General features: G+C 71.7%; 11 protein-coding genes. 7 read left to right on the top strand and 4 right to left on the bottom strand.

The window, feature by feature from the left end; genetic code table 11:
* Positions 1 to 2 precede the first annotated feature (2 nt).
* The 3 genes from SCNRRL3882_RS20085 to SCNRRL3882_RS20075 are packed head-to-tail and all read left to right on the top strand — an operon-like array spanning position 3 to position 3,459.
* Positions 3 to 977: an NTP transferase domain-containing protein gene (locus SCNRRL3882_RS20085; protein ID WP_010032531.1), complete on the top strand. Its 975-nt coding sequence runs from the start codon at positions 3 to 5 to the stop codon at positions 975 to 977.
* Entirely contained in the window at positions 974 to 2,356 is a 1,383-nt protein-coding gene (locus SCNRRL3882_RS20080; protein ID WP_010032529.1) for a molybdopterin molybdotransferase MoeA, read from the top strand. The genes SCNRRL3882_RS20085 and SCNRRL3882_RS20080 overlap by 4 nt, the downstream gene beginning before the upstream one ends.
* A complete protein-coding gene (locus tag SCNRRL3882_RS20075) occupies positions 2,353 to 3,459 on the top strand; it encodes a potassium channel family protein (protein WP_010032527.1) in 1,107 nt (368 codons plus the stop codon). The genes SCNRRL3882_RS20080 and SCNRRL3882_RS20075 overlap by 4 nt, the downstream gene beginning before the upstream one ends.
* 105 nt (positions 3,460 to 3,564) lie before the next feature.
* Here SCNRRL3882_RS20075 and SCNRRL3882_RS20070 read toward each other — a convergent pair whose 3' ends face one another.
* Positions 3,565 to 4,410 (bottom strand): ABC transporter permease, encoded by an 846-nt coding sequence (locus SCNRRL3882_RS20070; protein ID WP_010032526.1) that lies wholly within the window; start codon positions 4,408 to 4,410, stop codon positions 3,565 to 3,567.
* Positions 4,407 to 5,441 carry an ATP-binding cassette domain-containing protein gene (locus tag SCNRRL3882_RS20065; RefSeq protein WP_010032525.1) on the bottom strand — a complete coding sequence of 345 codons (1,035 nt, stop codon included), beginning with the start codon at positions 5,439 to 5,441 and terminating at the stop codon, positions 4,407 to 4,409. The genes SCNRRL3882_RS20070 and SCNRRL3882_RS20065 overlap by 4 nt, the downstream gene beginning before the upstream one ends.
* Positions 5,442 to 5,611: 170 nt before the next feature.
* Between SCNRRL3882_RS20065 and SCNRRL3882_RS20060 the strand changes: the two genes are divergently transcribed.
* Positions 5,612 to 6,601 (top strand): NAD(P)H-quinone oxidoreductase, encoded by a 990-nt coding sequence (locus SCNRRL3882_RS20060; protein ID WP_010032524.1) that lies wholly within the window; start codon positions 5,612 to 5,614, stop codon positions 6,599 to 6,601.
* 11 nt (positions 6,602 to 6,612) lie between these two features.
* Here SCNRRL3882_RS20060 and SCNRRL3882_RS20055 read toward each other — a convergent pair whose 3' ends face one another.
* The gene (locus tag SCNRRL3882_RS20055) at positions 6,613 to 7,128 is read right to left on the bottom strand and encodes a hypothetical protein (protein ID WP_102515019.1); all 516 of its coding nucleotides are present in this window, start codon (positions 7,126 to 7,128) and stop codon (positions 6,613 to 6,615) included.
* A 253-nt stretch (positions 7,129 to 7,381) separates the two neighbouring features.
* Here SCNRRL3882_RS20055 and SCNRRL3882_RS20050 point away from each other — a divergent pair, with 253 nt between their 5' ends.
* Positions 7,382 to 7,936: a bacterial proteasome activator family protein gene (locus tag SCNRRL3882_RS20050; protein WP_010032522.1), complete on the top strand. Its 555-nt coding sequence runs from the start codon at positions 7,382 to 7,384 to the stop codon at positions 7,934 to 7,936.
* A 67-nt stretch (positions 7,937 to 8,003) separates the two neighbouring features.
* Here SCNRRL3882_RS20050 and SCNRRL3882_RS20045 read toward each other — a convergent pair whose 3' ends face one another.
* Complete coding sequence (locus SCNRRL3882_RS20045; protein ID WP_010032519.1) at positions 8,004 to 9,653, bottom strand: protein kinase domain-containing protein; 1,650 nt, start codon at positions 9,651 to 9,653, stop codon at positions 8,004 to 8,006.
* A gap of 355 nt (positions 9,654 to 10,008) precedes the next feature.
* Between SCNRRL3882_RS20045 and SCNRRL3882_RS20040 the strand changes: the two genes are divergently transcribed.
* A complete protein-coding gene (locus SCNRRL3882_RS20040; RefSeq protein ID WP_010032515.1) occupies positions 10,009 to 11,598 on the top strand; it encodes a protein kinase domain-containing protein in 1,590 nt (529 codons plus the stop codon).
* A gap of 418 nt (positions 11,599 to 12,016) precedes the next feature.
* Positions 12,017 to 13,210, top strand: a complete 1,194-nt coding sequence (pdhA, locus tag SCNRRL3882_RS20035; RefSeq protein ID WP_010032514.1) for a pyruvate dehydrogenase (acetyl-transferring) E1 component subunit alpha — start codon at positions 12,017 to 12,019, stop codon at positions 13,208 to 13,210.
* The last annotated feature ends 1 nt before the right edge of the window (position 13,211 follow it).

The following is a 13,211-nucleotide window of genomic DNA, read 5'->3' as shown; positions in this document are numbered from 1 at the left end:
GGATGACCGCCTATCAGCCCCCCGGTGAATCCGGCGCCGGCACCGGCCCCGCGCGCGGGCCGGCCCCCGCCGCGTACGACGCCGTCGTGCTCGCCGGCGGTGCCGCCCGGCGCCTCGGAGGCGCGGACAAACCCGGTGTGCGCGTGGGCGGCCGGGCCCTGCTCGACCGCGTGCTCGCCGCGTGCGCGGGAGCCCGCGGCACCGTCGTCGTCGCCGCGCCCCGGCCGACTGCCCGGCCCGTGACCTGGGCCCATGAGGACCCGCCCGGCGGCGGACCGCTCGCCGCGCTCGACGCCGGGCTCCGGCACACCACGGCGGAGCACGTCGTGGTGCTCTCCGCCGATCTGCCGTTCCTGGAGGCACGCACGGTCGACCGGCTGCTGAGCACGCTCCGGGCGAGCGCCGCCGACGGCGTGCTGCTGACCGATCCCGAGGGACGTGACCAGCCCCTCGTGGCCGCGTACGACGCGTCTCGGCTGCGCGAGGGGCTCGCGCTCCTCACCGACCGGCACGACGGTCTCGCCGGTCTCCCGCTGCGGCGGCTGATCGCCGAGCTGAACCTCACCCGTATCTCCGACCCCGTCGCGTCCTTCGACTGCGACACCTGGGACGACATCGCCACCGCCAGGGCACGTATCAGGGAGCATGGGCACGTGTTGGATGAATGGATTTCCACCGTCAAGGACGAACTGGGCATCGACCTCGAGGTCGACATCCGCGGCCTGCTCGACCTCGCTCGCGACGCCGCCCACGGGGTGGACAGGCCCGCGGCGCCACTGACCACCTTCCTCGTCGGCTACGCGGCCGCACAGGCAGGCGGCGGCCCCGAGGCGGTCGCCGAGGCCGCCCGGAAGGCCGCGGCCCTCGCCGCCCGCTGGGCGGAAGAAAGTACCGAAACGACCCAGACCTCCGGCGCCGAGCCCCAGCCCGACGTCGCCCCCGACGCGACGCCCGACACCCGCCCGGACGCCGGATGACCCCGCACGGCACACGCGCCGGTGAGGACGCCGAGGACCTCGACGTCGAGGAGGTGCTCGCTCTCGTGAGGAACAGCAACGACCTGCCCGGCCCCGCCGATCGAGGTGAGACGCACAGCCCCCGCGCCTCCGACCAGCCGGACACCTCTCCCCGGCCGGACACCCGTCACCACGCCACCCCCTGGCCGGAGGCCCGGGCCACCGCCGAGCGCGCCGCCCGGAACACCGCCCGGGCCGCGCGCCGCCGACCGGTCTCCGTGCCTCTCGAAGCCGCCCTCGGCCTCACCCTGGCCGCGCCCCTCGACGCCCTCACCGACCTCCCCTCCTTCGACACCTCCGCGATGGACGGCTGGGCGGTCGCCGGGCCCGCCCCCTGGGACGTACGGGACGACGGCGTCCTGGCCGGGCACGCCGCCGCCGAGCCCCTGACCGACGGCGAGGCCGTCCGGATCGCCACCGGCGCCCGCGTCCCCCCGGACACCACCGCCGTTCTGCGCAGCGAGCACGGCCGCACCGACGACAAGGGCCGCCTGTACGCGACCAGGGACGTCGTCCCCGGCCAGGACATCCGCCCGCGCGGCCAGGAGTGCCGCAACGGCGACCAGTTGCTCCCCGTGGGCACCCTCGTCACCCCGGCCGTACTGGGGCTCGCGGCCGCCGCCGGATACGACGTCGTCACCGCCGTCCCCCGCCCTCGTGCCGAAGTCCTGGTCCTCGGCGACGAGTTGCTCACCGAGGGACGGCCGCACGACGGTCTGATCAGGGACGCGCTCGGCCCGATGCTGCCGCCCTGGCTGCGGGCGCTCGGCGCCGAGGTCACCGCCGTACGACGCGTCCACGACGACGCCGACGCCCTGCACCAGGCGATCACCACGTCCGACGCCGATGTCGTCGTCACCACAGGCGGCACCGCCGCGGGCCCCGTCGACCACGTCCACCCCACGCTGCGCCGTATCGGTGCCGAACTCCTCGTGGACGGCGTCAAGGTGCGCCCCGGCCACCCCATGCTGCTGGCCCGCATCACGGAGACCCAGCACCTCGTGGGCCTGCCGGGCAACCCGCTCGCCGCCGTCTCCGGACTGCTGACGCTCGCCGAGCCGTTGCTGCGGACCCTCGCGGCCCGCCCGGCCCCGGAGCCGTACACGCTGCCGCTGAGGGACGCCGTGCACGGGCACCCGTACGACACCCGGCTCGTCCCCGTCGTCCTGCGGGGCGACCAGGCCGTGCCGCTGCACTACAACGGACCGGCCATGCTGCGCGGCATCGCCGCGGCCGACGCGCTGGCCGTCGTACCCCCCGGCGGTGCCCGTGCGGGGCAGGAGGCGGAACTGCTCGACCTGCCCTGGGCGTCCGGAGGAATCGGGGTGTGTTTCACGTGAAACTTCCGGGCCAGGACGCGATCGCCCGCCAGGCGGACGAGCATCTGGTGACCCATCGGGTGAAACTCCCGAGGAAAGTGGTGGAGCACCCGATCGGCCAGGTCGCCAAGCGGCTCTCCATGGCACTGGTGGTCCTCGTCGCGACCGCCCTGATCGTCTACGCCGACCGCGACGGCTACAACGACAACGCGGGCGGGGGCATGACGCTCCTCGACGCGTTCTACTACGCGACCGTCACCCTCTCCACGACCGGTTACGGCGACATCACCCCTGCCAGCGATACCGCCCGGCTCACGAACATCCTCGTCATCACGCCCCTGCGCGTGCTGTTCCTGATCATCCTGGTCGGCACCACCCTCGAAGCCCTCACCGAACGCACCCGGGAGGAGTGGCGACTGACCCGCTGGAGGTCCACCTTGCGCGATCACACCGTCGTCATCGGATTCGGTACGAAGGGCAGGTCGGCGATCCGGACCGTCTGTGCGACGGGCCTGAAGAAGGAGCAGGTCGTCGTGGTCGACCCCAGTTCCAAGGTGATCGACGCCGCGGCCGCCGAGGGCTACGCGGGGATCGTCGGGGACGCCACGCGCAGCGAGGTGCTGAAGCGGGCCGAGGTGCACAAGGCGCGCCAGATCATCATCGCGACGCAGCGCGACGACACGGCGGTCCTGGTGGCGCTGACGGCCCGGCAGCTCAACCGCGGAGCGAAGATCGTGGCCGCCGTGCGGGAGGAGGAGAACGCGCCGCTGCTCAAGCAGTCCGGCGCCGACGCGGTCATCACCAGTGCCAGTGCCGCCGGCCGTCTGCTCGGCCTCTCGGTGCTCAGCCCCTCCGCGGGCATGGTGATGGAGGACCTCATCCAGCAGGGCAGCGGCCTCGACATCGTCGAACGGCCGGTGGTCAAGGCCGAGGTGGGCAAGACCCCGCGGGAGATCACCGACCTGGTGGTGAGCGTCATACGCGGCCACCGGGTGCTCGGCTACGACGATCCGGCTGTCGGGACGCTGGAGCTGACCGACCGGCTCATCACGATCGTGCGGGCGACGCCCGGCTCACAGACAGCGCCCGACTTCCGGCCGATGCCCCCCATGCCGCGCAACTGACCGGCACGGCAGCGAACGGCCGGCCGCCCCACACGTTCAGTGCGGGGCGGCCGGCCAAGGAAGCACAAGGCCCGACGCCGAAAGCCGAAGGCCCAGGCCCAAGGTCTACTTCCGGTTGTACAACCGCATCGTGATCGGGCCGAAGACCAGCACGAACAGGCCGGCCCAGCCCAGCGACCAGGCGACCTCGGCGGTCGGCCAGTCACCGCCCATCAGACCGCGCACCGCCGACGCCAGATGGGTGATGGGGCTGTTGTTGACGAAGGCCTGGAGCCAGCCCGGCATGGTCTTCGGGTCGACGAAGACGTTGGACAGGAAGGTGAGCGGGAAGATCACCATCATGCTGACGCCCATCACCGACTTCTCGGTGCGCAGCATCAGCCCGAACATGGTCCAGATCCACGAGAAGGCGAACGAGAAGAGCACCAGCAGGGCGATCCCGGCGAGCACACCGCCGATCCCGCCGCCCGGCCGGTAGCCGAGGATGATGCCGACGGTGAGCATCACCACGGACGCGATCGTGTACCGCAGGGCGTCGCCGAGCAGGTAGCCGACCATCGTCGAGGGCCGCCAGATCGGCAGGCTGCGGAACCGGTCGAAGACGCCCTTCTCGATGTCGGTGTTGACCGAGACGCCCGTGTACATCGTGATCATCACGACCGACATCACGAGGATGCCCGGCAGCAGGAACTGGATGTACTCCTTCGGCGAGCCGGCCAGCGCCCCGCCGAACAGGTACGTGTACATCAGCACCATCATGATCGGGAACGCCGTGACGTCGAAGAGCTGCTCCGGCACGTGCTTGATCTTGAGGATCGCCCGCCAGCCGAAGGTCATCGAGGTCGACCAGGCGCTGGGCCGGGGCGGACGCTCCTTGGAGATGAGCAGCGCGGCGAGGGATTCGGCGCTGACCGGGGCCAGTTCCTTGGTCTCGGTGGTCGTGGTGCTCATGCCGCCACCTCGTCCTTCGGGTCGTGTGAGGGGCCGGAGCCGTCGCTGTGGCCGGAGTCGTGTGTGTCGTGCCCGGTGAGGGCCAGGAACACCTCGTCCAGGCTGGGCTGGCCCAGCGAGAAGTTGTCGACGGTGATCCCGGCGTGGACCAGCTCGCTCAGCGCGCTGGACGCCTGCTGCGCGGCGCTGTCGTCGCTCGCCGCCGCACCCAGGCGGGCGGTCAGGGCCACCGGGTCGTGCTCCAGCTGCACCTGCGCGTGGAGGGCCCGGCGCAGCAGGTCCGCTGCCAGGTCCCGTTGGTCCGGATCTCGCAGCCGTAGATGGACGGATCCGGCGCCGACGGACGACTTCAGCTCGCCCTTGGTGCCCTCGGCGATCACCCGGCCGCGGTCGATGACGGCGATCCGGGACGCCAGCTGGTCGGCCTCGTCCAGATACTGCGTGGTCAGCAGCACGGTGGTGCCCTGGGCGACGACGGCCCGCACGATGTCCCAGACCTGGTTGCGGCTGCGCGGGTCGAGGCCGGTGGTCGGCTCGTCGAGGAACAGCAGGTCGGGGGTGTTGAGGATGGACGCGGCGATGTCGATGCGGCGCCGCATGCCGCCCGAGTAGTGCTTGACCTGCTTCCCGGCCGCCTCCGTGAGCCCGAAGGCCTCCAGGAGCTGGGCGGCACGGTCCCGGGCGGCCTTCTTGGGGTGGCCGAGCAGCCGGCCCAGCAGGACCAGGTTCTCGGTGCCGGTGAGGTCCTCGTCCACCGACGCGTACTGGCCGGTGAGGCTCACCCGGCCGCGCACCTCGTCGGCCTCGCGGACGATGTCGTGGCCGAAGACATGGGCCTCGCCGCCGTCCGGCCGCAGCAGTGTGGCGAGCATCTTCACGGTGGTGGTCTTGCCGGCGCCGTTCGGGCCGAGGACGCCGTAGACCGTGCCCGCGGGCACGGACAGGTCCACTCCGTCGACGGCCCTCGTCTCGCCGAAGGTCTTCACCAGACCCGCGGTCTCGATCGCCAGGCCGGACATCTGCGCGCTCATGCTTCGGGTCCTTCCGAGTACGTGGGCTACGCATGGGGAGACCTTTACCGTCACGCAAACTCATCGGTCCCGCACATGGATATTCGCCAGGACCGGTCCCATGACGGAGGCGGGGCCGGCCCGGGGGCGGAGGGAAGTCGGTCCGGCGACCGAGGAGTACCGTCCCCTTCATGCATGCGATCACGATTCCCGAACCTGGTGGGCCCGAGGCGCTGGTCTGGGACGAGGTCCCGGATCCCGTGCCCGGCGAGGGCGAGGTCCTGGTCGCGGTGGCGGCCGGTGCCGTCAACCGGGCCGACATCCTGCAGCGGCAGGGCTTCTACGACCCGCCGCCCGGCACGTCCCCCTACCCCGGCCTGGAGTGCTCCGGGCGGATCGCCGAGATCGGCCCCGGTGTCTCCGGCTGGAACGTCGGCGACGAGGTGTGCGCGCTGCTCTCCGGCGGCGGTTACGCCGAGAAGGTGGTCGTCCCGGCCGGGCAACTGCTGCCCGTGCCCGAGGGCGTCGGCCTGACGCGGGCCGCGGCCCTGCCCGAGGTGACCTGCACCGTCTGGTCGAACGTCTTCATGATCGCCCACCTGCGCCCGGGCGAGACGCTGCTCGTGCACGGCGGTTCCAGCGGCATCGGCACGATGGCGATCCAGCTCGCCAAGGCCGTCGGTGCGCGGGTGGCGGTCACGGCCGGGACGAAGGAGAAGCTGGACCGGTGCGCCGAACTGGGCGCCGACATCCTGGTCAACTACCGCGAGCAGGACTTCGTCGAGGAGGTCAGGAAGGCCACGGACGGCGCCGGTGCCGACATCATCCTCGACAACATGGGCGCCAAGTACCTGGAGCGCAACGTCAGGGCCCTCGCCGTCAACGGCCGGCTCGCGATCATCGGCATGCAGGGCGGCGTCAAGGGCGAGCTGAACATCGGCGCCCTGCTCGCCAAGCGCGCGGCGATCAGCGCGACGTCCCTGCGCGCCCGGCCGCTGGAGGAGAAGGCGGCCATCGTCGCGGCGGTGCGGGAACACGTCTGGCCCCTGTTCGCAGGCGGCCATCTGCGCCCGGTCGTCGACCGCGAGCTCCCGATGCCGGAGGCGGCCGCCGCCCACCGGGTCGTGGAGGAGAGCGGCCACATCGGCAAGGTGCTGCTGATCACGCCGCAGGGCGCCTGAGGGCGCAGGCTCTAGACCCGCCGCAGCCGCAGGGCGAAGAAGGCGAGGCCGAGGCCGAGGCCGATCAGCACCAGGCCGCTGCCCAGCGGCAGGATGCGCAGGACAGGCCCGACGGGGCGCTCGGCGCGCGCGGTGGCGGCTTCCCCTGCGGGCTGCTCCGTCGGGGCGGAGGGCTCGGGGACGGCTTCCCGGGGCTCCTCGGGGGCGGCGGTGGCCTCACCGGCGCCCCGCTCCCGGTCGGGGTCCGCCGGCCGTCCCGGCCGCTCCCGCCCCTCACCGGCCCGGCTCCCGGCCCTCGAGGGCTCGCCCGTGGCGGAGGGAGCGGAGGGCGTGGAGGGCGCGGCGAGAGCACGGCCCCCGGGGGCGTCGTACGCGAGGACAGAGCCGTACGACAGCACGGAGCCGTACGACCGGACGGACTGGACAGCTCCGTACGAGGCGCCGGCCCCGTACGGTGAGACGACCGCACCCGCCCCCAGGGCGACCACCAGTCCCGTCGCCCGCAGTGCGCGTTGCCATGGAGTCACGTTGGTGACCCCCTCCCGCCGTGCCCGGTAGGGCAAGATCGGCAAGTTCGGTCAGATCGAGGCAACAAGCCTCACATCGCCCCACTCGTCCGGCACTCCGGGTTCGGCCGACAGGCGGAATCGCCGCACGAGCCGGATTCACCCTTTGGTGAGCAACCCGGGGCCCGGCCCACACGTCTCCTCCAGGACGGTGGATCAGCCTCCCGCGGGGGCACCACGAAGGTGAGGTGCAGGCGTGCGAGAGAATGGCGACATGGAGATGCCGAGGAACGAAAGGTCGCCGGAGAACCCGCAGATCCTGGTCGTGGGCCAGGACGGCATGGCGCTCAGCGGCGGCGGCGGAGACGAGGACTCCCGCGAGACTCCGGTCACGGAACAGGTGGAGCAGCCCGCGAAGGTCATGCGGATCGGCAGCATGATCAAGCAGCTTCTGGAGGAGGTGCGTGTGGCTCCCCTGGACGAGGCCAGCCGGGTGCGGCTCAAGGAGATCCACGCCAGCTCGGTGAAGGAGCTGGAGGACGGTCTGGCCCCCGAGCTGGTCGAGGAGCTGGAGCGGCTCTCCCTGCCGTTCACGGACGAGGCGACCCCGAGCGACGCGGAGCTGCGCATCGCGCAGGCCCAGCTGGTGGGCTGGCTGGAGGGGCTTTTCCACGGGATCCAGACCACGCTGTTCGCGCAGCAGATGGCGGCCCGCGCCCAGCTGGAGCAGATGCGCCGCGCCCTCCCGCCGGGCGTCGGCCATGACGGTCTCGACGAGCAGCACCCGGGCGGCCGTTCGGCGGGCCGTACGGGCGGGCCGTACCTGTAACGCGTCCGCGTACCGGCCGTGCGAAGGGCCCGGCAGCCTCGGCTGCCGGGCCCTTCGCACGAGCAGGTCAGGACGGGGGGTTGCCCGTGGAGACGCCGAGCTCGATCTCGGGCATGTTCTCCGGGTCCACGTCGGTGCCGGCGGACGGGAACTGGTTCATGACCGTGCCGTCGCCGTAGGTGTTCTCGTCCAGGTCGTTGATCTTCTTTTCCCAGCCGGCGGCCTGGAGGCAGGCCTTGACCGAGGTGATGTTCTTGAACTTGAAGTCGGGCATCCGGATCTTGTCGGGGTCGTTGTACGACTCCTGCGGCTCCGTGCACTCCTCGGTGTCGATCGTCTTCGAGGTGTCCGGCCCGCGGTAGCCCGGCTTCTTGGCCGCCGAGGCCGACGCACTCGCGCTGTTGCCCCCGCCGCCCTGCTCGCCCTCGCTGCCGCCGCCGTTCATCAGCAGGGCGGCGACCAGGCCGCCGACCGCGACGACGGACACCACGATCGAGCCGATGATCACCGGCTTGTTGCTCTTGCCGCCGGCCGAGGAGACCGGCGCGGTCTGCGGCGTGAGGTTGTACGGCGGCGGGGTCGACGGACCGGGCTGCGGGGAGTACGCGGCGGGCGACGGCGTCTGGTAGCCGCCCTGCTGCGGGTAGCCGTACGCCGGGGACGGCGCCGCCGGGCCGGGCGTGCCGTAGGGGTTCGGGGGCGGGGTCGGCTGGTACGGCGTCTGCACCTGGCCCGACGGCGCCGGGGTCGCCTGGTCGACCGGAGGGAACACGGCCGATCCGACGCCCGCGCCGCTCGGGGTCTGCGCGCCCGGCACGATGCTCGGCGGGGTGGGCTGGAAGGACGACGCCACGCGCAGGCACTCGTCGCGCATGGCCTCGGCGCTCGGGAAGCGCTCGTTCGGGTTCTTCTTCAACGCGCGGGCGATCAGCGCGTCCACGGCCGGGGGCAGCGCGCGGTTGACCGAGGACGGGACCGGCGGCTCCTCCTGCACGTGCGCATACGCTATGGCCAGCGGCGAGTCGGCCTCGAACGGCAGCCGCCCGGTGACCAGTTGGAACAGCATGATGCCGACCGAGTACAGGTCGGAGCGGGCGTCCACACCGCGGCCGAGGGCCTGTTCCGGCGAGAGGTACTGAGGGGTGCCGACGACCATGCCGGTCTGTGTCATCGACGTCACACCCGACTGCATGGCGCGGGCGATGCCGAAGTCCATGACCTTGACCACGCCGCGCTTGGTCATCATCACGTTGCCCGGCTTGATGTCCCGGTGGACCAGGCCCATCTCGTGGCTGATCTCCAGCGCGGCGAGCACGTCCGCGGTGATCTTCAGCGCCTTGTCGGCGGGCATCGCGCCCTGCTGCCGCACGTCCTCGTCGAGCACGGAGCCGAGCGGGCGGCCCTCGACGTACTCCATGACGATGTACGGCGTCGTCATGGAGTCGAGGGTGTCCTCGCCGGTGTCGAAGACCGAGACGATGTTGGTGTGCGTGAGCTTGGCCACGGACTGGGCCTCGCGGCGGAACCGCTCGCGGAAGGCCTGTTCCCGGCCGAGATCGGTGTGAAGTGTCTTGATCGCGACCTGCCGGTCGAGCACGCTGTCGTAGGCGAGGTGCACCGAGGCCATGCCGCCCTGGCCGAGGAGATCACGCAGCTGGTAGCGGCCATTGGCGAGCGCCCGCCCCGTGTACTGGCCCTGTGCGCCGTCCTGGCTCATGTCCCGTTTCCCCCGTAGCCCTTGAGGCGCCGCCGACTGTCGCTGATCCGACGCTGATCCGCGTGATCCAAACCGCCATTCCCGGCCAAGTCTGCCCCAGGGCACAGACACGTCAAGCTCGGTGCCCGTTCCGTGACCGTACGCGAAGGAAGCGTCGCGGAAGCGTTACAGGGGACGTACGGCCGGTGCACAGAATTTGCACGACAGTACGGAGTGAAGGTTTCATGACGCGTCCGTCCCGTGCCGGTCCTGGCACCCCGTCTCGGACCGGAGGCTTGCGCGGAGGCTGTAGCGTGGCCGACGGAGACCGTAACAACACCGCGCGCACCGCGGGCAGAAACGACGGCGAGGACTGATGGCACAGCAGCAGCGCGCTCAGGGCCCGTCCGAACCCGAGGCGACTGGCGGCGGCATGTCGGACGCGCCGGAGTCCTGGGGTAACGGCGGGCTGGTCGGGGACGGCCGGTACCGGCTGACCCGCAGACTCGGCCGGGGCGGCATGGCCGAGGTGTTCGCCGCCGAGGACGTCCGCCTCGGGCGCACCGTCGCTGTCAAGCTGCTCCGTTCCGACCTCGCCGAGGACCCGGTGTCCAAGGCGCGCTTCACGCGCGAGGCCCAGTCGGTCGCCGGCCTCAACCACCACGCGATCGTCGCCGTGTACGACTCCGGCGAGGACATCGTCGGCGGCCAGTCCGTGCCCTACATCGTCATGGAACTGGTCGAGGGCCGCACGATCCGCGACCTGCTGCTGAACGCCGAGGCGCCGGGCCCCGAGCAGGCCCTGATCATCGTTTCGGGCGTCCTGGAGGCGCTCGCCTATTCGCACCAGCACGGCATCGTGCACCGCGACATCAAGCCGGCCAACGTCATCATCACGCACAACGGCGCCGTGAAGGTGATGGACTTCGGCATCGCCCGCGCCCTGCACGGCGCGCAGTCCACGATGACGCAGACCGGCATGGTCATGGGCACCCCCCAGTACCTGTCCCCCGAGCAGGCGCTCGGCAAGGCCGTCGACCACCGCTCCGACCTGTACGCGACGGGCTGCCTGCTCTACGAACTGCTCTCGCTGCGCCCGCCGTTCACCGGCGAGACCCCGCTGTCGGTGGTCTACCAGCACGTCCAGGACATCCCGACGCCTCCTTCCGAGGCCTCCGACGCCTGCCCGCCCGAGCTCGACGGCCTCGTCATGCGCTCCCTCGCCAAGGAGCCGGACGACCGCTTCCAGACGGCCGAGGAGATGCGCGGGCTGGTCCAGTACGCGCTGCAGATGCTCTACGACCAGGGCGGCCACACCGGCACCTGGAACACCGGCCCGGTCGACATGCACGAGGGCCGGCACACCCCGTCGGGAGGTTTCGCCGGCACGGCCGTGATGGGCCACCCCGGGGACGTCTCCGGCACCGCGCAGATCCCGTCGCCGATCCTGCCCGCCGGTTACGGCAGCGGGGACGACGGCGGCTTCGAGGGCCACGGCAACAAGGGGGGCGGCCGCGGCAAGCTGTGGATCCTCGCCGTGCTCGCGGTGATCGCCGTCGCGGCGGGTGTCGCCCTGGCGCTCCAGAACACCGGCGACGACTCGAAGGGCCCCGGCACCAAGGAGTCGCCGACCACCTCGCAGACGACGGAGAAGAAGTCGCCCAGCGAGACGCCGAGCGACGAGCCGACCGACGAGCCGACCGACACGTCCACGGACAACGGCACCGGCACGAGCTCCGGCGGCGGCGAGTGGACGCCGTCGTACTCCCCGAGCTACACGCCGTCGCAGAGCGCTCCCGAGACGCCCACCGGCCAGCCGACGGGCCAGCCGACCACCCAGGAGCCGACCGACGAGCCCACGGACCCGCAGCCCACGGACCCGGAGACGCCGACGGACCCGACGGGCGGTGGCGACGGGGGCGCCACGAGCGGTGTCGTCGGAGGCCCGGGCGGCGGAGAGGGCTGACCCGGGGCCGGTCCCCCGACCGGACGGCCGGGACCAAACGGATGATCCACGCGCGCGTGGGACCCGGAAACGGGCTCCACGCGCGCGTGCCGTTTCGGCGCGCCGGAAAGTGGACTCTTCCCGTGACCTGGGTCACCGGGTTAACGTGCGGTTGCTCCGGCCTCCTGCAAGGCTGTGACCAGGGCCCCTTCCACACCTTCCCGATTTACTTGGATATCCAAGCAAAATCGCAGGTCAGACGGGGTTTCACAGAAATGTGATGCACTGGGTAACGTGCCCTTTGCAGGGCGCTCGCCGGGGCACCTGTCACGCCTGTTCCCGGTCGAGTGGCACCCACCCCGTGCCCCGGTGGCCGAGAACAGGTGAGCCGCACTGGCCTACCGGCAACCCCGGGGGCCGGACCGACGGAGGAGCACACGTGACCGTGGAGAGCACTGCCGCGCGCACACCGCGACGCAGCGCCGGAAGCAAGGCCGGCACCACCGGCACCAAGCGCACCACCCGCACGACCGCCAAGAAGGACGCCGGCACCGAGCCCCAGCTCGTGCAGCTGCTGACGCCCGAGGGCAAGCGCGTCAAGAACGCCGAGTACGACAAGTACGTCGCCGGTGTCACCCCGGAAGAGCTCCGCGGCCTGTACCGCGACATGGTGCTCACCCGCCGCTTCGACGCCGAGGCGACCTCCCTGCAGCGCCAGGGCGAGCTGGGCCTGTGGGCCTCGCTGCTCGGCCAGGAGGCCGCCCAGATCGGCTCCGGCCGGGCCCTGCGCGACGACGACTACGTCTTCCCCACCTACCGTGAGCACGGCGTCGCCTGGTGCCGCGGCGTGGACCCGACCAATCTGCTCGGCATGTTCCGCGGGGTGAACAACGGCGGCTGGGACCCCAACGGCAACAACTTCCAGCTCTACACGATCGTCATCGGCTCCCAGACGCTGCACGCCACCGGCTACGCCATGGGCATCGCCAAGGACGGCGCCGACAGCGCGGTGATCGCCTACTTCGGCGACGGCGCCTCCAGCCAGGGCGACGTCGCCGAATCGTTCACCTTCTCCGCGGTCTACAACGCCCCCGTCGTGTTCTTCTGCCAGAACAACCAGTGGGCCATCTCCGAGCCGACCGAGAAGCAGTCCCGCGTGCCGATCTACCAGCGCGCGCAGGGCTTCGGCTTCCCGGGCGTGCGCGTGGACGGCAACGACGTGCTCGGCTGCCTCGCGGTCACCCGGTGGGCCCTGGAGCGGGCCCGCTCCGGCGAGGGCCCGACCCTCGTCGAGGCGTTCACCTACCGCATGGGCGCCCACACCACCTCCGACGACCCGACCCGGTACCGGGGCGACGAGGAGCGCCAGGCCTGGGAGGCCAAGGACCCGATCCTGCGCCTTCGCCGCTACCTGGAGGGCTCGAACCACGCGGACGAGGGATTCTTCGCGGAACTGGAGGCCGAGTCCGAGGCGTTGGGCAAACGAGTGCGCGAGGCGGTCCGTGCCATGCCGGACCCGGACCACTTCGCCATCTTCGAGAACGTCTACGCGGACGGACACGCGCTGGTCGACGAGGAGCGCGCCCAGTTCGCCGCCTACCAGGCGTCGTTCGCCGACGAGGGGGGTAACTGAG

This window comes from Streptomyces chartreusis NRRL 3882 (assembly GCF_900236475.1).
Classification (GTDB): Bacteria; Actinomycetota; Actinomycetes; order Streptomycetales; family Streptomycetaceae; genus Streptomyces; species Streptomyces chartreusis_D.
Note: the sequence above shows the minus strand (reverse complement) of the source record. Positions and strands in the feature narration are given on the sequence as shown.